Origin of the sequence: Pseudomonas sp. UME65 (assembly GCF_014170225.1) — a bacterium.
GTDB classification, from domain to species: Bacteria; Pseudomonadota; Gammaproteobacteria; order Pseudomonadales; family Pseudomonadaceae; genus Aquipseudomonas; species Aquipseudomonas protegens.
Genome location: NZ_LZZQ01000011.1, coordinates 24,155 through 45,225, shown reverse-complemented (window position 1 = coordinate 45,225; position 21,071 = coordinate 24,155). Strand labels below are relative to the sequence as shown.

At 64.9% G+C, this 21,071-nt stretch carries 16 protein-coding genes; 3 read left to right on the top strand and 13 right to left on the bottom strand.

The window, feature by feature from the left end:
- Positions 1–142: 142 nt before the first annotated feature.
- The 3 genes from A9971_RS11220 to A9971_RS11210 all read left to right on the top strand — a co-directional run bounded on the left by A9971_RS11220 (position 143) and on the right by A9971_RS11210 (position 4,015).
- Complete coding sequence (locus A9971_RS11220; protein WP_183000608.1) at positions 143–2,335, top strand: outer membrane assembly lipoprotein YfiO; 2,193 nt, start codon at positions 143–145, stop codon at positions 2,333–2,335.
- The gene (locus tag A9971_RS11215) at positions 2,305–3,063 is read left to right on the top strand and encodes a DUF3142 domain-containing protein (protein WP_183000607.1); all 759 of its coding nucleotides are present in this window, start codon (positions 2,305–2,307) and stop codon (positions 3,061–3,063) included. The genes A9971_RS11220 and A9971_RS11215 overlap by 31 nt, the downstream gene beginning before the upstream one ends.
- 262 nt (positions 3,064–3,325) lie before the next feature.
- Positions 3,326–4,015, top strand: a complete 690-nt coding sequence (locus A9971_RS11210) for an NYN domain-containing protein (RefSeq protein WP_015633685.1) — start codon at positions 3,326–3,328, stop codon at positions 4,013–4,015.
- A 17-nt stretch (positions 4,016–4,032) separates the two neighbouring features.
- Here the strand turns inward: A9971_RS11210 and A9971_RS11205 are convergent, their stop codons facing one another.
- The 13 genes from A9971_RS11205 to A9971_RS11145 form a co-directional block, all read right to left on the bottom strand.
- Entirely contained in the window at positions 4,033–6,498 is a 2,466-nt protein-coding gene (locus A9971_RS11205; RefSeq protein WP_053148377.1) for a TonB-dependent siderophore receptor, read from the bottom strand.
- Between the two features lie 98 nt (positions 6,499–6,596).
- A complete protein-coding gene (locus A9971_RS11200; protein ID WP_015633683.1) occupies positions 6,597–7,550 on the bottom strand; it encodes a FecR domain-containing protein in 954 nt (317 codons plus the stop codon).
- The gene (locus A9971_RS11195; RefSeq protein ID WP_011058526.1) at positions 7,547–8,056 is read right to left on the bottom strand and encodes a sigma-70 family RNA polymerase sigma factor; all 510 of its coding nucleotides are present in this window, start codon (positions 8,054–8,056) and stop codon (positions 7,547–7,549) included. Before A9971_RS11195 ends, A9971_RS11200 begins: the two co-directional genes overlap by 4 nt.
- Positions 8,057–8,126: 70 nt before the next feature.
- A complete protein-coding gene (locus tag A9971_RS11190) occupies positions 8,127–9,608 on the bottom strand; it encodes an efflux transporter outer membrane subunit (protein WP_015633681.1) in 1,482 nt (493 codons plus the stop codon).
- Positions 9,605–10,675, bottom strand: coding sequence for an HlyD family secretion protein (locus tag A9971_RS11185; protein WP_011058524.1), 1,071 nt, complete (start codon positions 10,673–10,675; stop codon positions 9,605–9,607). The genes A9971_RS11190 and A9971_RS11185 overlap by 4 nt, the downstream gene beginning before the upstream one ends.
- Before the next feature lie 14 nt (positions 10,676–10,689).
- Positions 10,690–12,234 carry an MFS transporter gene (locus A9971_RS11180; protein WP_053148371.1) on the bottom strand — a complete coding sequence of 515 codons (1,545 nt, stop codon included), beginning with the start codon at positions 12,232–12,234 and terminating at the stop codon, positions 10,690–10,692.
- Positions 12,235–12,410: 176 nt separating this feature from the next.
- Positions 12,411–13,337 (bottom strand): LysR family transcriptional regulator, encoded by a 927-nt coding sequence (locus A9971_RS11175; protein ID WP_011058522.1) that lies wholly within the window; start codon positions 13,335–13,337, stop codon positions 12,411–12,413.
- 215 nt (positions 13,338–13,552) lie between these two features.
- Complete coding sequence (locus A9971_RS11170; protein WP_011058521.1) at positions 13,553–14,419, bottom strand: ABC transporter permease; 867 nt, start codon at positions 14,417–14,419, stop codon at positions 13,553–13,555.
- 33 nt (positions 14,420–14,452) lie between these two features.
- Positions 14,453–15,313: an ABC transporter ATP-binding protein gene (locus A9971_RS11165; protein WP_183000606.1), complete on the bottom strand. Its 861-nt coding sequence runs from the start codon at positions 15,311–15,313 to the stop codon at positions 14,453–14,455.
- Positions 15,314–15,318: 5 nt separating this feature from the next.
- Positions 15,319–16,356, bottom strand: a complete 1,038-nt coding sequence (locus A9971_RS11160) for an ABC transporter substrate-binding protein (protein ID WP_015633677.1) — start codon at positions 16,354–16,356, stop codon at positions 15,319–15,321.
- A 27-nt stretch (positions 16,357–16,383) separates the two neighbouring features.
- Entirely contained in the window at positions 16,384–17,271 is an 888-nt protein-coding gene (locus A9971_RS11155; RefSeq protein WP_183000605.1) for a TauD/TfdA family dioxygenase, read from the bottom strand.
- 282 nt (positions 17,272–17,553) lie between these two features.
- Positions 17,554–18,921 (bottom strand): HlyD family type I secretion periplasmic adaptor subunit, encoded by a 1,368-nt coding sequence (locus tag A9971_RS11150; protein WP_011058517.1) that lies wholly within the window; start codon positions 18,919–18,921, stop codon positions 17,554–17,556.
- Positions 18,911–21,064: a type I secretion system permease/ATPase gene (locus A9971_RS11145; RefSeq protein ID WP_011058516.1), complete on the bottom strand. Its 2,154-nt coding sequence runs from the start codon at positions 21,062–21,064 to the stop codon at positions 18,911–18,913. Before A9971_RS11145 ends, A9971_RS11150 begins: the two co-directional genes overlap by 11 nt.
- Positions 21,065–21,071: the final 7 nt, after the last annotated feature.

Below are 21,071 nucleotides of genomic sequence, written 5' to 3'. Positions count from 1 at the left end.
ACATAGACCGGAGAACAGCAAAGTCGCGTCACAGAACGGCGGATTTTCTAACCAGCGACGTAGGTGCCAGCCGGCGCCTTCTGTATGATTTTCGCCACACTCGGAACCTGCCCTCATGGCTTTTCTGAATTAAGGACAATTCATGCGCAAGCTTCTGCTCTCGGCCTTGACCCTCACCGCCCTATGCACCGGCCAGGCCCAGGCCAGCTCGGACGACATCTGCTCACCGACCTGGAAGCTCTACGCCAACCAGTCGGACAATTGCAGCAACCTGCCCTTTCTCAGCCCGGGCAACGACAGCCGGGTCAACCTGCGGCTGCTGCTGGCCGACCAGGGCAGCCTGCCCATGACGCCCCGGCCCCTGATTCAGGGTGAAGTAGGCCTGGGCTATGGTCCCGTGCCCTTCATGCACTATCGCCTGCACCCGGCGCAGCCCGAGCTCGACCCCGACACTGGCAACCCACCCAAACCCGGCCCATCGCCCGCGACCGAGCAGCTCGACAGCCTGCTGCAGGCCGTGGGCCTGCGTCGCGCCAACCAGAAAACCGCCGGCGACGGCTTTCTCTCCGGAGAAGGCAGCCGCTGCCGCAGCAACTCGGACGCCAGTGCCCTGGCGTTTGTCGAGCAGCTCGACCAGGCGCCACTGAGCCCCGAAGAACGCCAGGCCCTGGCCGAGGCCCGGGTGCAACTGCTGGCCAGCTGCGACTGGAACGCCAGCGAAATGAGCAAGCTGCTGCCGGCCAACCTGAACTCGGCAGCGGCCAAGGCGTTCGCCGGCTACCTGCAGGCCGCCGCCGACTTCTACAGCGGCCGCTTCAACGAAGCCGGCAACGGTTTTGCCGCGCTCAAGGACAATCCCCAGCCCTGGCTGGCCGAAACCGCGGCCTACATGAGCCCGCGCACCCTGCTCAACCTGGCCCAGCAGAACGCCTTCGATGAATGGAGCATGGTCAATCTGGAGCATGTGGACAAAGCCGTCCTGCAACAGGCCGGCGCCGGTTTCGAGGCCTACCTGAAGACTTATCCACAGGGCCGCTACGCCGTTTCCGCCAAGGGTCTGATCCGCCGTGTGCACTGGCTGACGGGCGACACCCAGGCCCTGGCCGAGGACTACGCCTGGCAACTGACCCAGGCTCCCGGCACCCCGCGCAACATGCCTCTGGACGACCTGGTGGAAGAAGTCGACTACAAACTGCTGAGCCTGCCCGAAGACCACTTCAAGGCTCCGCTGCTGCTGGCGGTCAAGGACCTGATGCGCATGCGCGACGCCCCATCGGCGCCCCTGACCCGGGACGCCCTGCAACAGCAGAAGGCCCTGTTCGCCAGCCAGCCGGCGCTGTTCGACTACCTCCAGGCCGCTTTCAGCCTGTATGTCGAAAAACAACCGGCGGCGGCGCTCAAACAATTGCCCAGCCAACTGCCTGCGCAACTGGACTACCTGAGCTTCAGCCAGCAGATCCTGCGTGGCCTGGCCCTGCAGGCCCAGCAGGACTGGAAAGGCGCCGAGGCGCTGTGGCTGCAATTGCTGCCCCTGGCCCAGCAACCACTGCAACGCGAACAGCTGGAACTGGCCCTGGCCTACACCTACGAGCGCAGCGGGCAACTGGCCAAGGTGTTCGCCGACGGCTCGCCGATCAAGACCGCCCAGGTGCGCGCCATTCTCCTGCGCCAGGTGGCCTCTCCCCAACTGCTGCGCCAGCAAGCGCAGAAGGCCGAGTCACCAGCGGAACGCAACGCCGCGCGTTTTATCCTGCTGTACAAGGACCTGACCCGCGGCCAGTACGCGGCCTTCGGCAAAGACTTCGAGCAACTGCCGCCCACCCTGCCCGACGCTAGCCTTGCCGCCAGCCTGGGCTACATCTACCTCGTTACCCCGCCGTTGCAGGACTTCCACTGGAATGGCCCACAGCCCGAAGAAGAAAAACCCGACTACCGCTGCCCAAGCCTGTTGGAGACGGCCGCCCTCCTGCAGCGTGACCCGAAAGCCCCGGCCGGGCTGCTCTGCCTCGGCGAGTTCATGCGTTTCAGCGGCTTCGACCGCATGCCCCTGGACACCCCGCCACCGGCCCAGAACCTGGGCGGCACCCAGGACACGTTCCCGGGCAAGCCGTTCTCGCGGCTCGACGGCTATCAGGTGGTAATCAACAACCCCAAGGCCAGCCGTGACGATCGCGCCTACGCGCTGTACCGAGCCATCAACTGCTACGCCTCCTCGGGCCATAACAACTGTGGCGGTGCCGGTGTCGAGCCCGCCGTGCGCAAGGCCTGGTTCCGCCAGTTGAAGACCAAGTTGGGGGATACCCAGTGGGCTCAGTCGCTGCGTTACTACTGGTAGGCAAGCGCCTGGGCTATGGCCTGCTGCCGCTGTGGCTGTGCTGGGCAACACCGGCCAGCGCGGCAGTGGACGCCGCCGACTACGACGCCTTCTGGCTGTGGAGCGGGGTCAAGACCCAGCCGGTGCTGGGCCAAGCCAGGAACCTGTACCTCCTCCAGGGCCAGATCAGCCGTTCGCGGCGCCATCCGGCCAGCGGCGTCCAGCTCATCGCCCAGGGCCTGCCGGTGTCGCGTCTGCGCCAGGAGCAGGTGTGGGTGGTCTACCGCGCCCACACCCTGGCCTGGCCCGAACCGCTGTATGACCAGTTGCTGGGCCAGGTCCGGCGTTGGCAGGCCACGGGCACCCAGGTGGTGGGCATCCAGATCGATTTCGACAGCAGCACCCACGACCTGGAGCGCTATGGCCACTTCCTGCGCGACCTGCGCCAGCGCCTGCCGGCGCACTACCGCCTGAGCATCACCGGGTTGATGGACTGGGGCAGCAACGCCGACCCGCAAGCCATCGGCCAGCTCAAGGGCGTGGTGGACGAAGTGGTGGTGCAGACCTACCAGGGGCGCCGCAGCATCCCCAACTACGCCAGCTACCTGCCGCGCCTGGACCGCATGGGCCTGCCCTACAAGGTCGGCCTGATCCAGGGCGGTGAATGGCAGGAACCCCAGGCCCTGCGCGACAGCCCCTGGTTCAAGGGCTACGTGGTGTTCTTGCAGAATCCTCAGCCCGGACCCTGAGAGCGGTGCAATAAGTGCTCACAGTAATGCCCATCAGTGCCCTTGATCCTCGAAGCCTGCTGAGGCAAAACGGTTCCCGCGGAGTTGATATGCCAAGCAGCCATTGGTGATACCTCTCTCGTCGGACAAGGATTGACCTCGACGAATACAGGCACTAGGCTCGACCTCACAACTCAACCCCGTACGCAGAGATTAAGTTCGCTGGCCGTTGGGGTGAAAAAACCGGCCCAGGCCGGTTTTTTCGTTTCCAGGGAATGGAATAGTGCGCACGGCCTTCTTTGTCGATGGCTACAACCTGTTCTACGGGTTGCTGGCCGACACCCCATTCAAGTGGCTCGACCTGCCCGGGTTGCTGACCCATATCGTGCAGATCGAGAACCCCGCCAGCCGACTGGCCTCGGTGGACTACTTCACTTCTTCAGTCAAACCCCGGCTGGCCACCCGCGGCCGGGCCTCCAAGGAAGCGCAAGACACCTACCTGCGCGCCTTGAAGGCGTCCCAGGTCAATGTGCACCTGGGGCGCCATCAGCTTGAACCGGCCAAAGCCCCACGCTTCATCAATAAAGCCGTAGGGGCTTCACGCCAGGACACGGTGGACATCTGGAAACTTGAGGAAAAGGAAACCGACGTCCATCTGGCGATCAGCATGTACCGCCTCGCAGCCAGGCAAGCCCTGCATCCTCCAGATGAACGCATCGAGCAACTGGTGCTGGTCTCGGGAGACACCGATATGGCACCAGCGCTGCGGGCCATTCGCGAAGACTTCCCGGACTTGACCCTTGGCGTGATCCTGCCTCACCGCCCGCAGTATCAGCGCCCGCAACCCGGCTCACTGAAAGCCCAGGCCCACTGGATGCGCCGGGTCGTCAGCGCAGAGGAACTGTGCAAGCACCAGTTCCCCGAACGAGTGGCGACCCGCAAGGCGCCCGCGATCAAGCCGGACTACTGGTGAGCCCAGCTGCTGCGGCCTTACCAGTCATAAGTCAGGCTCGAGACCATGGTCCGGCCTTCGCCGTAGTAGCAGTCCCAGATGCTGGTGCATTTGGCGACGTAGGTCTTGTCGGTGAGGTTCTTCACGTTCAGCGCCAGCTTCACGCCCTTGAGCTGCAACGGCGACTTTTCAAGGTCGTAGGTCAGGCCGGCGTCGTACACGGTGTAGGAAGGGATCTGGAAGGCGCCGTCGTAGTCGGTGCCGTAGCTGCCCTTGACGTAGCGGGCGCCGACGCCCGCTCCCAGGCCTGCCAGGGGGGTGTCGCCCAGGATGGTGTAGTTGAGCCACAACGCAGCAGTCAGGGGTGGCATGCCCGCCGGGTGGCGACCCTCGCGGCCATCGTTGTCCTTGGTGTACTTGATGTCGTTGCGCGATGCCGAGGCAATCACGTCCAGCGATTCGCTGAGGCTGGCCTTGGCTTCAAGCTCGATACCCCGGGAGCGCACCGCGCCGCTCTGGATACTGAACCCGGGGTTGGCCAGGTCGGTGGTCAGAATGTTCTCCTGGTCCAGCTGATAGGCCGATACCTGGACGAAGCTCTCCTGGCCCGGAGGCTGGAATTTCACCCCCACTTCGTACTGCTTGCCGGTGGAAGGCTCGAACGCGCTGCGCTGGAAGCTGGTGCCGCTCAACGGCAGGAAGGATTCCGAGTAGCTGACAAAGGGCGCCAGCCCGTTGTCGAACAGGTACACCAGCCCCCCGCGCCCGGTGAAGGACTGGTTCTTGACGTTGGTATGGGCCCCACCCAGCGGCGCCTTGTTGTCGGTTTCCGCCCAATCGTTGCGACCGCCCAGCACCAGCACCCACTTCTCGTACTTGATCTGGTCCTGCACGTAGAGGCCGGTCTGGATGATGGTGTTGTCCCACTGGTAAGCGTTGCCGAAATTCAGCGACTGGCCGTAGGTGGGGGTGAACATGTCGAGAATCGGCGGGTTGTAGTCGTACTTGCCGTGGTATTTCGAATTGAAGTGGTAGTAATCCAGTCCCACCAGCACCGTGTGGTTGAACGGCCCGGTGTCGAATTCGGCCTGGGCGATGTTATCCACGCCGAAGACCTTGTTGTGCTGCTTCCAGTCGACCCCGTAGCGGGTCATGTAGCGCTGGTCGTCGAGCCCGGTCTTGGGGTTGGTGACGAACTTGTAGCCGTGCAGCGGCGCACGGTAACGGTCGTCGACGTCGGCATAGCGGGCATTCTGCTTCAGGGTCCAGACATCGTTCAGGCGATGGGAGAACTCGTAGCCCACGACGAACTGGTCACGGTCGTAGGCATTGACCCCGGGCTCGCCGAGAAACAGGTCGCGGTCGATCTTGCCGTTGGGGTTGGCGAACACCGTGCCCACGCTGGGCAGGCCCTGGGCCTCGGGCACGTCGTTGTCCTTCTGGAACTGGGCAAACACCGTCAGTTGGGTGTCGTCATCCGGCCGCCAGGTCAGGCTCGGGGCAATGAACTGACGCTGGCGCTGCACGTAATCGATGGCGTCCTGGCTGTCGCTGGCCAGGCCGGTCAGGCGATAGAGGAACTGCCCCTGCTCATCCAGCGGGCCGCCCAGGTCCAGGGCGATGCTCTTGTGGTCGTAGCTGCCGGCTTCCACTTTCAGCTGATGCACGGGGGTCTCGGTGGGCCGCTTGCTGACCATGTTGACGATCCCGCCCGGCTGGTTCTGCCCGTAGAGCACCGAGGCCGGGCCCTTGAGCACTTCGATGCGCTCCAGGGAATAGGGCTCGATCTGCAGGGCACCACCGGTACTGCCACCGCCATAGGGCAAGTGCAGGCCGTCGAGGTACAGCGGAGTCGGTGAAAAACCACGGGAGGTGGGTTCGTCGAAAATCTTCACCCGGTCGGAAAAGCCGCCGCCGGTCATGCCCGGGGTATAGAGCAGCGCCTCGGTCACGCTCTGGGCACCACGGGCGCTGATTTCCTTGGCGCCGATCACGTTGATGGTCTGCGGAATCTCCACCAGCGCCGAGTCGGTCTTGCTGCCGGTGGCGCTGCGCTTGGCCACGATCCCCGGCACCGCGCCCCACGCATTTTCATCCACTTGGGTGGCGCCGATGCGGGTTGGCCCCAGCTCCAGCGCAGCGCCCTGGGCCACTGGCTGCAGCCCCCAGCTGGCGCCACTCTGGGTGGCTTGCAGGCCGGTCCCCGCGAGGAGCTGGTGCAGCCCTTGCGCCACTTCGTAGCGGCCTTGCAGGCCCTGGCTGTGCTTGCCGGCCGTCATGCTCGCATCCACCGACAGGAGAATGCCCGCCGCACTGGCAAAGCGGTTCAGCACCTGGTCGAGGTTGCCGGGGGCGATCTGGTAGTCGCGGGCCTGGCTCTGGCTGCCCGGCTCGGCCTGGACAATGCCTGGCAGCACGGGTGCCACCGCCAGCAGCGCAACAAAGGCTCGGCGGCGCGCGGTAGCGCCCAGGGTCAAAATGGATGCAGCGGTCTGGTAAGGCATTCCTGAACTCCCCATGAGAATGCGTCTTGATCGGCTTTCATGGGGTATCCCGAACGGCGCGCCGGAACCGACAACCGCCTGACAAAATATTTTTGCATTCAGCCTCGCGGCTTGAGGGTTACCCAGTAGCGGGTCACCGCATGGGCCCGTACCGGTAGCGAGCGCTCCAGGGCGGCGAGCACCGCATCGCTGTCGGCCAGGGGAAAGACCCCGGTCAGCAGCAAGCCCGCCACCTGCTCATCGCAGCGCAGCACCCCTGGCCGATACCGTGACAGCTCAGCGACGAACTGCCCCAGGGGCTGGCGTTCGGCAATCAACCGGCCCTCGCTCCAACTGCTGGCATTGACCTGGGCCACTTGCCGGGCCGACACCCGGCCGGCGTCGAACCACAGGCGTTCGCCGGCATTCAGTTGCAGGGCCTGGGTGTGACGGGGGCTGATCCGCAGGGCCCCTTCGTAAAGATCGACCCGGGTGCCGCCGTCCAACTCGCGCACGGCGAAACGTGTGCCCAGGGCCTGGATATCGCCGGCGGGGGTTTCCACGATCAGCGGCCGCGACGGGTCATGCCCGCTGGTCAGCAGGATCTCGCCCTGGATCAGGCGGATGCGCCGTTCGCTGGCGCTGAACAGCAGGTCGACGGCGCTGGCGCTGTTGAGGTCCAGGCGGCTGCCGTCGCTCAGGGTCAGGTGGCGTATTTCCCCGGTGGCGCTGCGCTGCGCGGCGAAGGCCGCTCGCCAGGGCTGGCTGTCCTGCACCAGGTAGCCGCTGCCACCGGCCACCAGCAGCAAGCCGAGCAGCTTCAGTGCGGCGCGGCGCTGCTGGTCCGGCGCCTTGGCCAACAGCACATGAGTGCTGTGTTCCGGCACGCCTTGCAGGGTCTGCTGCAGTTGCTGCAAGCGTTGCCAGGCTCGCTGGTGCTCGGGATCGGCCTGCTGCCAGGCGTCGAAGGCGCTGCGCTGCTGCGCGCTCAACTCGCCGCCCCAATGCAGCATCAGCCACTCGCTGGCCTGCTCGACAACGCTGGGGGCAATGGGTGCTTGATGAGGTTTCATTCTGCGTAGAGCACCTGGTAACAGGCCTGGATCGCACGGGTCATATACTTCTGCACCGAGCTGACGGAAACCTCCAGGCGCTCGGCAATCTGCGCATAGCCCAGCCCCTCGAACTGCGACATGACAAAGGCCTGGCGCACCTTGTCCGGCATGCGGTCGAGCATGGCGTCGATCTGCATCAGGGTTTCGAGAATCAGCGCGCGGCTTTCCAGGGAGGGGGTCTGCGGCTCCGGCAAGTGGGCGATGCTTTCCAGGTAGGCGCGCTCGATGCGCGCGCGCCGCCATTGGTCGACCACCAGGTTGCGGGCGATCTGCGCCAGGTAGCTGCGGCTTTCCTGCTGCCCGGGAAAACGCCCCGAGAGCAAGAGGCGCAGGAAGGTGTCCTGCGCCACGTCCGCGGCATGCTCGCGATCGCCCAGGCGCTTGCGCAACCAGCCCTGCAACCAGCCGTGATGATCCTGATACAGACGATGGAGTTGAGCGTTGCCGTCAGTGGTGGCTTGCATGAATGAAACTGCGCACATGATTGAGAGCAATTATCATTACACTTTTTTCTCAATCCAGGCAAAACGCTTTTCAACCTGGCTGGCTGGCTGCCTGCAATGGGTAGACCGACTGCCAACCACCCCCCAGCGCCTTGTACAGGCCAACCATGGCCAGGGACACTCCGGCCGAGCTTTCCACCAACTGCTCCTGGGTTGCCAGCAAGGCCCCCTGCACCGTCAGCACGTTGACAAAATCCACCACCCCTTCGATGTACTGCTGCTGTGCCGTGCGCAGGGCGATCTGGTTCTGCCGCACCGCTTCGGCCAGGCTGTCGCGGCGCAACTGGCTGGCGTTGTAGCGGGTCAGTTGGTCGTCGATTTCGTGCCAGGCCCGCAGCACCGTCTGCTGGTAGGCCAGGGCTGCTTCCTGCTGCTGGGCCTCGCGCAACTGGAGCATGCCCCGCAGGCGGCCGCCATCGAACAGCGGCAGGCTGAACTGCGGGCCGATGCCGAACTGCCGCGAACTCCAGGAACCGAAGTCCGCCAGTTGCAGGGCCTGGGAGCCGAAGTTGCCGGACAGGGTAATGCGCGGATAGAAATCGCCCTTGGCCACACCAATGCTGGCCGTGGCTGCATGCAGGCGCGCCTCGGCCTGGCGGATATCCGGACGCCGCTCGGCCAGTTGCGAAGGCAGGCCGATAGCCACCTGGGATGGCGGTTGCGGCACTGGCGCATCGCTGGCCAGTTCCTGGTGCAAGGCCTGGGGTGGCTCCCCCAGCAGCAGGCTCAGGGCATTGATCAACTGCGCCTGGCGCTGTTGCAGCTCCGGCAGTTGCGCCTCGATGGTGGCGACCTGGGCGGCGGCTTCGGCCACGTCCAGGTCGGTGGCCACGCCGTCGGCCAGGCGCAGTTGCGAGAGTTTCAGGCTGTGCCGGGCGACCTCGAGGTTCTGCTCGGTGACCGCCCGGGTGCTCTGCACGCCGCGCAGTTGGATGTAGTCCTGGGCGGTTTCCGCCAGCACCGACAGCAGCACCCCGCGCCGGTCGTTCTCCGCCACTTCCAGGGTCGCATCGGCGGCCTCGGTTTCGCGCCGCACCCGGCCCCAGAAATCCAGCTCCCAGGAGGCGGAGAAGCCCGCTTCCCAGAGATTGAAGGCCGATTTTCCGTTGTTCCCCGAAGGGTCGTTCAGGCCCTCGGCACTGTTGCGCTTGCGCCCGTAGCCGCCATTGGCCGAGGTGCTCGGATAGCGTTCGGCAGTAATGACCTGGCGCGCCGCCCGGCTCTGCTGCAAACGGCTGGTGGCCAGTTGCAGGTCGAGGTTATCGCTCAGGACGCGACGGCTCAGGGCCGACAGTTGCGGGTCGTTGAACACCTCCCACCAGCGCTCCTGCATGGCACTGTCCACCGCCTGGCTGGCAGCGGCCTGGGCCGGGGCGGACCAGGCCTGGACCTGGGTCGCCTGGGGCCTCTGGAAATCCGGGCCGACATTGCACGCGGCCAGGGACAGCAGGCTCAGCGCCAGCAGAGTGCGGAGCCCGTGGGAGCGTCTGTGACGGCTGCGTTCGCGGCTCATCGCTGGGTCACCTCGCGGGCGCTGGTGGCAGAGCTGTGGGTGTCCACGCTGGCTTCCACCGACATGCCCACCCGCAACCGCTCGGCCAACGGCTGGTTGGGTTCCAGAAGGATCTTCACCGGAATGCGCTGCACCACCTTGGTGAAGTTGCCGGTGGCGTTATCCGGCTTCACCGCGGCGAAGGTCACACCGGTGGCCGGGGCCAGGCTTTCCACCCGACCATGCAGGGTCTCGCCGCCCAGGCTGTCGACCCGCACCTCCACCACCTGCCCGGCATGCATGGCCGTCAGCTGGGTTTCCTGGAAGTTGGCCAGTACATAGGCCTGCTGCAGCGGCACCACGGCAAGGATCTTGCTGCCCGGGGTGACATAGGCACCGACCCGCACCGCGCGCTCGCCGACCATGCCGTCCACCGGCGCCACGATGCGCGTGTAGGACAACTCGTAGCTGGCCATTTCCAGGGCCGCCTGGGCACGTTTCAAGCCGCCTTCCGCGGCGTCGCGCTGAGCGGTGAGGATCTCCACCTGCTTGCGCTCCGCCGCCAGGGCTGCGGTGGCGGTGGCCAGCCGGGCGCTGGCCTGGTCGATGCGGGTCCGGGCCTGCTGGGCGTTCTGCACCGTGCCGGCGCCGACCCCGGCCAGGTGGTTGTAGCGGTTCAGTTCATGCTCGGCAAAGGCTCGCTCGGCCTGGGCCGCGCTCAAGGCAGCCTGGGCCTGGGCGATCACCGAACTCTGCCGGTCCAGGGTCGCCCGGGCGTTCTGCAACTGCGCCTTGGCCACCAGGGTCTCGGCATCCGCCGCCTGGGCCGCGGCGCGCAGGTCACGGTCGTCGATCAGCGCCAGCAGTTGCCCGGCCTTGACCTGCTGGTTGTCCTCCACCAGCACTTCCTTGATGAACCCCGCCACGCGCGGGGCCACCAGGGTGTAGTCGGCGGCGATGAAGGCGTCGTTGGTGGTCTGCTCGCCGGCGCGGCCGAACAGCCCCGGCAGCGCCAGGTAGGCCAGCACGCCAAGGGCCGCCACTGCCGCTACCGCAATGGCGATTTTGTGTTTGTTCTGGGTCGTCATGACAAAGGTCTCGTTCAAGTCGGCGCCCGCGGTGGGTAGATCCGCGTCGGCAGCCAGAAAATCAGCAGGATCAGCACAGCGGCCAGCCCTGCCATGCAGTAGTAGAGGTCGGCGGAGGTCAGCACCACGGCCTGCTGGTGCAGGCGCCGGGCCAGGCCGGCGACGCCGTCGTCCACCAGAGGCGAGTTGCCCAGGCTGTCCACCAGCATGGTCGAATGAAAATGCAGGCGGCGGGTGGTCAGCACATCCAGCACACCGGTGGCAATCACCGCCGCCAGGCCTTTCACGGTGTTGAACCACGCCGAGGCAAAAGGCCCTTCCATCGGGGTGATACTGCCGGTGGAAAGCATCAGCAATGGCAGCACTGCCATGGGCTGGCCGAAGATCTGCAGCAGTTGCAGCACATAGAAGTCGTCACGGATCCAGGCCGAGGTCAGGTGCGTACCGCCCAGACAGGACAGCACCAGCATGCCCAGGCCGATCCCCAGCACCCAGCGGCAATCGACCCAGCGCAGGTTGCACAGTGCTGCCACCAGGGGCAGCGCAAGCAGTTGCGGCAGGGCCATCACCAGCATCACCGGCGCGGTCTGCAACGGCCGGTAGCCCTGGACCTGAGCCAGATAGGCGGACGGGATGATGATCACCGCCGTCAGTACCACCAGCACCCCGGCCAGGGTCAGCAGGGCGAAGGACAGGTTGCGGATGCCGAGCATCTGCAGCTTGAAGAAGGGAATCGGCTGCGACCACTCGTTGATCATGAACAGCACCAGCAGCACCAGGCCGCCGGCCAGCAGCACACAGATCAGCGGCGACTCGAACCAGTCCAGGCGGTTGCCCTGCAGGATACCGATCACCAGCATGCAGATCGCCGGAAAGCCCAGCAGCAGGCCGCGCCAGTTGAACTGCTTGAAACGCTCCAGGCGCAGCGGGTCCTGGGGCAGGCCGTAAGCCACCGTCGCCATCGCCAGTAGGCAAGGCAGCACCACCTGCCAGAACGCCCATTGCCAGCCCACGTACTCGGTCCAGAGTGCCGCCAGGGGCGTGCCCAGGCTAGGACCGAAGGTGGCGGTCAGGGCATAGCCGGCCAGGCCGTAGAGCTTGACGTTGGCCGGCAGGAACCGCAGGGCCACGGTCATCAGCATCGGTGGCAGCGCGCCGCCGGCCAGGCCTTGCAGGGTGCGCAGCAGCAACAGGCTTTCGTAGTTCGGGGCGAAGGGGCACAGCACCCCCAGCAGGGTGAACAGGCCAATGGCACACAGGGTGAAGCGCCGCAGGGAAAAGGTCACCGAACACCAGGGCGCGAAGGCCATGGCCGCCACCGAGGTGGCGGTGTAGCAAGCCACCAGCCAGGTGCCTTCGTCGTAGCCGATGAACAGCGCACCACGAATGTCCGCCAGGGCGATCTTGGTCACCATCTCGTTGAGGCCCGAGACCAGCACCGCCAGCAGCACGCCCACCAGGCCGATGATGATCCGCGGCCCGAACACCGGCGGTGCAATGGCTGCCGGCTTGCTGGCGGCTTCAACCGAAGCAGGCGCAGCGACAGCGAGGGAACTCATGGAAATACTGCTCCAGACAAGAAAACCAGAGCAGTTTATGAACAGCCGATGCTGACGAAAACTGACTTATCGACAGTTTATAAGTGCGCCAGACGCAATGATTCACCCTGTTGACCGTAGGAGCTGGCTTGCCAGCGAAGGGGCCCTCAAGACCGCTTGCGCCGGCAAGCCGGCTCCTACGAGGAGGTCGGCTGGGCTTCTTGCCAGGTGGCCTGGCAGGAGGTGCGCAGGGTTTCGCGAAACCACTTGTGCGCCGGGTCCTTGTCGTAGCGCGGATGCCAGGCCTGGGTCAGGACCAGGGTCGGCAGGGAAATCGGCAGCACGAACGAACGCAAGCGCAGGCCCAGGCGCGAGACGCTGAGCAGGGTTTCCTGGGGCACCGGCAAAATCAGGTCCGAATCCGGCAGCATGAACATGGCGGCGTGGAAGCTCGGGGCAATCAGCGGCACCCGGCGCTCCAGGCCCTGCTCGGCCAGGGCCGCATCGATAGGTCCACGGGCTATGCCCCGGCGAGACATGCTGATATGGGGAAACGCGGCAAAACGCTCGGCGGTGATGTCTTCGTCCAACAGCGGGTGGCCTTCGCGCACCAGGCCGACAAAAGCGGTGGTGAACAGGTTCTGCACCTTGACTTCCGGGGTCAGGGGCCGGGTGTTGCTAATCCGCAGGTCGATCCTTCCCTCCCGCAGGGCCTCGTCATCGCCATCGCCTTCGGGCACGAAGCGCAGCTCGCACAAGGGCGCCTGACGCTCCAGGGTATCGATGAGGCGACCGCCATACACGCCGACGAAAAAATCGTTGGCGCGCACGTTGAAGCGCCGCTGCAGGGAACCCAGGTCGACCTTGTCCGCCGAGCGGAACACCAGCGCCGCCTGCTCCACTACATCGCGCACCTGGCTGCGCAGTTCCAGGGCCTTGGGGGTGGGCACCAGGCCCCGTCCGGCACGTACCAGCACCGGGTCGCCGAGGGCGTCGCGGATCCGCGTCAGGGTCCGGCTCATGGCCGCCGGGCTGAGGTTCATGCGCCGCGCCGCGCCCACCACGCTGCCCTCGTCGAGCAGGGCGTCGAGGGCCACCAGAAGGTTCATGTCCGGAAGTTGCATGCTGAGCACTCGTGACTGGTCAGGGATGATCCAGGCGCAATGCTAGCAGGCTTGGCGCCTAGGAAAATGAGGGAGATCAATCCTTACCCGTGAACCCACTAGCCGCGTAGGAGCCGGCTTGCCGGCGAATGGGCCCTCGAACCTTGCATAGCCCTTGAGGACGCTTTCGCTGGCAAGCCAGCTCCTACGGTCGGGGGACTGGCGGACGAGGTAGCTCAGCGCTGCATGCCCCAGCGTTTTACCGTGATCCGCTCCAGGGTGTCGAAGATCAGGTTTTCCACCAGCAGGCCGATGAGGATCACCACTGCCAGCCCGGCAAACACCTTGTCGGTGTACAACTCATTGCGGTTCTGGAAGATGTACCAGCCCAGGCCACCCTTGCCGCTGGTGGCGCCGAACACCAGCTCGGCAGCGATCAGGGTGCGCCAGGCGAAAGCCCAGCCGATCTTCAACCCGGCGAGAATCGACGGCAGCGCCGCCGGGATCAGGATGAACAGCACCAGGCGCAGGCCCTTGAGGCCGTAGTTGCGCCCGGCCATGCGCAGGGTTTCGGAAACCCCGAGAAACCCGGCATAGGTGTTCAAGGCCAAAGCCCAGAGCACCGAATGCACCAGCACGAAGATCAGGCTGTTCTGCCCCAGGCCGAACCACAGCAGCGCCAGGGGCAGCAGGGCAATGGCCGGCAGCGGATTGAACATCGAGGTCAGGGTGCTCAGCAGGTCACGGCCAAGCCGGGTCGAGACCGCCAGGGTGGTCAAGGCAAACGCCAGGACGATGCCGATCAGGTAGCCCTTGAGCAGCACCACCAGGGAAATGCCCACCTTGCCCAGCAATTCGCCGCTGAGCAGGCCCTGGTAAAGAGCGCTGGCAGTTTGCAGAAAACTCGGTAGCAGCAGGTCGTTGTTCTGGTAACGGGCCACGGCTTCCCAGAGCAGCGCCAGCAGGACCAGGATCAGGCTCTTGCGCAACCAGCCTTGTTGCCAGAGGCGCTGCCCCAGGGGCAGCTCGCGCTCCAGGGGCACTTGCAGCAAGGGCTGCAGGACAACTTCGTATTCCTCGCGCGCAGGGGATGAGTGGCTCATCGGGCATTCCTCGTTCAACGGTGGCCTGACGGCTCAATAAGCGATACGGATATCGGCGAAATCCAGCTCGGTTTCAGTTTCCGGCGATTGGCCTTCATCGAACAGCAAGCGGTGGATGCGCCGCGCGGTCTGCTGAAAGGCCACGCCACCGAGGCTCTGCAGGTCGTACTGGTGGCTGTGGACTTCCGCCCGCACGCACCCCGGATGAGGCGACAACAGGAGGATGCGATTGCCCACCACCAGCGCTTCCTCGATGGAGTGAGTGACGAACAGCAAGGTGAAGCGCACCTCCTCCCAGAGCCGCAGCAACTCCTCCTGCATCTTGCGTCGGGTCAGGGCGTCGAGGGCGGCGAAAGGTTCGTCCATCAGCAGGATCTTCGGCTGCATGGCCAGGGCGCGAGCGATCGCCACCCGGGCCTTCATGCCACCGGACAGGGTATGCGGATAGGCATCGGCGAAAGCCGCCAGGCCGACTTTTTCCAGGTATTCCAGGGCACGCTCTTCGGCCTCGCGGCGGCCGAGGGTCTTCGACGCCAGCAAGGGAAACATCACGTTCTGCTTCACGGTTTTCCAGGGGGGCAACTGGTCGAACTCCTGGAACACCACGATACGATCCGGCCCGGGCTGGCTGACGCGCTGGCCTTGCAGGCGAATCTCGCCCTCACAGGGCTGAATGAACCCGGCCACGGCCTTGAGCAGGGTCGACTTGCCGCAGCCTGAAGGCCCCAGCAGGATAAAGCGGTCGGCCGGATCAACCTCGAAACTCACCTGGTGGGTGGCCCGCACCACCCGCTGCGGGGTGCGGTATTCCAGGCTGACTTGCTCCACCGCCAACAGCGCCGGGGCGATGGCAGCGCGATTGCTGGCCGTGTGGCCTGGCAAGGGGGCGTTCATGGCGATCAGCTCCCCTGCAACGGTTTGGCATCCTGGAAGAAGTAGTCCTTCCACGACTCGGGCTTGTTCTTGATCGCACCGACCCGGTAGAGGAATTCCGCCAGTGGGTAGGTGTTTTTTGGTGTCACGCTGAACTCGAACTGCGGGTTGTCGATGATCTTCAGCAAGGCGGCGCGGTCGATCTTGGCCTTGGTCACGCGCAGGTAGGTATCGGCGGCTGCGCCCTTGTCGTGCTGGGCGAACTCGGCCGCTTCGGCCAGGGCTTCGACGAAGGCCTTGTAGGTCTTGGGGTTGTCGTTGCGGAATTTCTCGGTGGCGAACAGCACCGTCGGTGAGTTGGGCCCCAGCAGGTCGTAGGTATTGAGCACCACGTGCACATTGGGGTTCTCCAGGGCCTGGTCCTGGAATGGCGGGTTGGAGAAGTGCCCGGTCAGTTCGGTGCCGCCGGCAATCAGCGCGGCGGTGGCGTCCGGGTGGGGAACGGCGATGGTGTACTTGTCCAGGCGATTGAATTCCTTGTCGCCCCATTGCTTGGCGGCGGCGTATTGCAGGAAGCGCGACTGCACCGAGACCCCCACCGCCGGTACCGCAATACGGTCCTTTTCGGTGAAGTCGGCGATAGTCTTGACCTTGGGATTGTTGCTCACCAGGTAGTAGGGAAAGTTACCCAGGGAGGCTACGGCCTTGACGTTCTGCCGGCCGTGGGTGCGATCCCAGATGGTCAGCAGCGGCCCGACGCCGGCCCCGGCAATGTCGATGGAGCCCGACAGCAAGGCGTCGTTGACCGCCGCGCCGCCGGACAGCTGGGTCCAGTCGACCTTGATGTCGATGCCCTGCTCCTTGCCGTGCTTTTCGATCAGGTTCTGGTCGCGCACCACATTGAGCAGCAGGTAGACGATACCGAACTGTTCAGCGATGCGGATCTCGCCTTCGGCCTGGGCCGGCGCAGGCGCGACCAGGCTGCCGGCCAGCAGGCTGAAACCCAGGCCGATGGCCGTGGCCAGTCTGCCGAGGCGGGGAATGAAGGGAATGGATAAGGACATGCTGGTTCTCCTGCCGTGCCTGGCTGATCAGTAAGGGGCGTCGCCCTGGATGGTGGTGCGATACAGCTTGCGGCGCAGATGGCTCGGGCAACCGGCGGCCAGGTGGATCAGCGAGCGGTTGTCCCAGAACACCAGGTCGTGGGGCTGCCATTGATGGCGGTAGATGTTGTCCGGCAGCACGCTGTGGGCATACAGTTCGGCCAGCAACTGGGCGCTTTCGTCTTCCGGCAGGCCAACGATACGGGTGGTGAAACCCTCGCTGACGAACAACGCCTTGCGGCCGTTTTCCGGGTGAGTGCGCACGACCGGGTGCACCACCTCGGCGACCTGGGCCAGTTGCTCCGGGGTCAGGGTCGGGCGCCAGTTGCCCTCGAACTTGGTCTCGCTGTAGCGCGCCGTGTAGGAGTGGGCGGCGCTGCGTCCCTCGACCGCCTTGCGCAGCGCCTCGGGCAAGTTGTCCCAGGCCTGGTGCATGTTGGCGAACAGGGTGTCGCCCCCTTCGGCTGGCAGTTCCTGGGCGTGCAGCATCGAGCCCAGACTCGGCAGCTCCTTGTAGGAGAGGTCCGAGTGCCAGAACTTGCCGGCGTCCCCCAGGCCGATGGACTGGCCGTTCTCGATGATGTTGGAAACGATGAGGATTTCCGGGTGCCCGGCCAGCAGGAACTGCTTGAGCACATGAATCTGCAACACACCGAAGCGACGGCTGAAGGCAATCTGCTGTTCGGGGCTGATGCGCTGGTCGCGGAACACCACTACGTGATGGGCCAGGTGGGCGCGGTGGATGCGGGCGAAGTCCTGGTCGTTGACTGGCCGGGACAGGTCGAGGCCGACGATCTCGGCGCCGACAGCCCCATTCAAGGGCCGGATTTCGAAAGCTTGTGCGGCAATGGAGGCGGCACTGGCTGATGCAGACATGACTGAAACTCCCGCGCAGGCGCGCCCAGGGCGCGCGCGTCGATCAGAAACTCACGGAGATCCCGTGTGGGTTCATTTCGTGCGGCGCGCCGATTGGTCGGCAGGTACGCAGGGAGTCAACTTTATAGATATAAGAAAACTAATTTAAATACCGTTAGCGAATAACGATATGTTGATTCAACCGATGGACCGCTTGGGGACGGTACGCCGACGAAGGCGCTCTCAAGGCCCCTTCGCTGGCAAGCCAGTTCCTACAAGGCTGGCTGGTGGTTTTTAAAGGGATCAGCGTTCGTGCAGGGCTTCGGCGCGGGCGCGGATGATCGGCTTGAGCAGGTAGCTGAGGATGCTTTTCTTGCCGGTGATGATGTCCACCGAGGCCACCATCCCGGGGATGATCAACAGCGGCTTCTCATCGGTGCCCAAGTGGCTGCGGTCGGTGCGCAGCTTGATCATGTAGTAGGTGGTCTTCTTGTCTTCATCGGTGATGGTATCGGCGCCGATCTGTTCCAGGCGGGCCTTGAGGCCACCGTAGATGGTGTAGTCATAGGCGCTGAACTTGACCACCGCTTCCTGCCCCGGATGCAAGAAAGCAATGTCCTGGGGACGGATCTTGGCTTCCACCAGCAGGGTGTCGTCCAAGGGGACGATTTCCACCATGTCGCTGCCCGGCTGGATCACCCCGCCGATGGTGTTGACCATCAGCTGCTTGACGATACCGCGTACCGGCGAGGTCACCAGGGTGCGGCTGACCCGGTCTTCCAGGGCCTTGCCGGTGGCGCTGGCCTTGTTCAGTTCGGTGCGCGCTTCGTTGAGCTGGGTCAGGGCCTCGCTGCGGAACTTGCCGCGGGTTTCATCGATCTTGCGCTGCACTTCCTTGATCGCCGATTCGGCGCGGGGGATCGCCAGGGTGGTGGCGTCCAGCTGGCCACGGGTTTCCACCTCGGCACGCTTGAGCCGCAGCACTTCCACCGGCGACACCGCGCCCTGGGCCACCAGCGGCTCGGACATGGCGATTTCCTGGCGCTGCAGGCCCAGTTGCTGGCGGTATTGCGCCTGCTTGGAGGTGAACTCGCGCAGTTCCTGCTGCTTCTGGATCAGCTGTTCCTGGAGGCCACCGATCTCGTCATGCAGTTGCTGGCGACGGCTCTGGTACAGGGATTTCTCACTGGCCGCCTGGCCCGGCGCTTCCTTGACCGCCTCGGCGGGGAAATTCAGCTCGCGTTCATCCACCTCGGCGCTCAGGCGCTCGACCCGCAGCAGCATGGACAGGCGCACGGTCTCGGTCTCGCCGACGTTGGACTGGAAGCGCGTGTCGTCGAGGCGAATCAGCGGCGCGCCGGCCTCGACTATCTGGCCTTCCTTGACGTACAGCTCGGAGACGATGCCGCCTTCCAGGTTCTGGATCTTCTGCAGCTTGGAGGAAGGAATCGCCTTGCCCTCGCCCTTGGTTACCTCGTCGATCACCGCGAAGTTGGCCCACAGCACCAGGAACAGGAAGAACGCGATGATGCCCCAGATGGTCAGGCGGATAACCCGCGGCGCATCTTCGATCAGTGCCTTGTTGACCTCGGGCAGCGGCTGCCCCTGGAGCGAATCGGTGCCTTTGAAATAGCGACGGATCGAGTCCTTGAATCCCGACTTAAGCAACACTGATCTGCCCCTTCTTCAACGCTTCCATCACCACCGCTTTCGGGCCATCGGCCAGGATTTGTCCACGGTCCACCACCAACAGCCGGTCCACCAGCGACAGCAACGACGCCCGGTGGGTGACCAGTACCACGGTCTTGCTCTGCACCACCGCCTCCAGGCGCTGTTTCAAGCGCTCTTCGCCGGTGTTGTCCATGGCGCTGGTGGGCTCGTCGAGCAGCAGGATCTGTGGGTTGAGCAACAGCGCGCGAGCCAGGGCGACGTTCTGCCGCTGGCCACCGGAAAGGTTCTGCCCGCGCTCGCCCACCTGCAATTCATAGCCCTGCGGGTGCAGCCTGGCGAACTCATGGACCCCCGCCAGTTCCGCGGCCTGCAGTACCAGTTCGTCCTCGACGTAGCGGGCACCGGAGGTCAGGTTGTCACGCAGGGTACCGGCCAGCAGCTGGATGTCCTGGGGCACGTAGCCGATGTTGTGACGCAGTTCGCTGACGTCGATCTGGCGGATGTCCACGCCGTCTACCAGCAGGGCACCGGAGTCCGGCTGGTAGAGCCCCACCAGCAGCTTGGCCAGGGAGCTCTTGCCGGAACCGCTGCGGCCGATGATGCCGACCTTTTCCCCCGGCTTGATCATCAGGTTGATGTTCTTCAGCGCCGGGTTCTGCTGCCCCGGGTAGGTAAAGCTCAGTTGCCGGCACTCGATGGCGCCCTGCAGCACGCTGCGGCTCAGGGGGCGCTCGTCGAAATTGCGCTCCTGGGGCAGCTCCATCATCTGGTCCACGGAGGTCATGGTGACCCGCGCCTGCTGGTAGCGGGTCAGCAGCCCGGACAGCGAAGCCAGCGGGCTCAGGGCCCGACCGCTGAGCATGTAGCAGGCGATCAGGCCGCCCATGCTGAGGTTGCCGTCGATGATCTGGTACACGCCGAAGATGATCATGATCACCCCGGCCAGTTGCTGGATCAGCAAGGTGATGTTCATCGCCAGACTGGACAGCATCTTCACCCGCAGCTCAAGCCGGCTGAGGGTGCCGATGGTCTGCTCCCACTGGTACTGGCGCTCGCTCTCGGCGTTGTTGACCTTGACCGCGTCCAGCCCGGCCAGGGTCTCGATCAGGCTCGACTGGCGCTCGGCGCCCAGGGCCATGGTCTTTTCCATGGTCGCCACCAGGGGCTTCTGCAGGGCATAGCCGATGCACAGGGCAATCGGGAAGGCCAGCACCGGAATCCACACCAGATGCCCGCCAAGGATGGCGATCACCAGGAAGATCAGCAGGGTGAACGGCAGGTCGATCAGGCTGGTGAGGGTCAGGGATGCGAGGAAGTCCCGCAGGCTCTGAAACTCATGGATGTTCTGGGCGAAGCTGCCGACCCGTGCCGGGCGGTACTTCATGGCCATGCCGACGATGCGCTCGAACAGCGTGGCGGAAATGATCAGGTCGGTCTTCTTTCCCGCCAGGTCCAGGCACAGGCTGCGCAGGCCCTTGAGGATCAGGTCGAAGATGTAGGCGCCAATGATGCCGATGGACAGCACCCACAGGGTCGAGGTGGCCTGGTTCGGCACCACCCGGTCATAGACGTTCATCACGAACAATGGCGCGGCCATGGCGATGATGTTGATCAGCAGGCTCGCGGCAATGGCGTCGGCATACAGCCAGCGCGAGCGCTTGAGGGTGTCGCGGAACCAGGAACGGGCGCGAGGGATCAGCGACCCGTGGTTGACGTCGAACTTGTGCTGGGGCTGGGCGAAGAACACCTGGCCGCTGTAATCGTCGGCCAGCAACTGGCGGTCGACACAGACTTCGCCGCCATCGCTTTCGCTGAGCAGCAGCCGCGCCTGGTCTTCACCCTGCCAGCCCAGCAGCACCGCGCTGCGACCGTCCTTGAGCAGCAACAGGGCGGGCATGGCGATGGCTGGAATCTGTTCGAGCTTGCGCCGCAGCACCCGGCCCTGCAGCCCGGCCCGGGCCGCGGCCCGAGGCAGCAGCTCGGCGCTCAGGCGCTGGGATGGCAAGGGCAGGCCGGTGGTCAGCATCGCCGCACTGGCGGGCTTCTGGTGCAGAAAGCAGAGGGTCAGCAAACCATCCAGAAGGGGATCGTCATGCATGCCGCGTGGATCATGACTGAGTTGCACACTGACTTCTGATTCCACGCTCGAC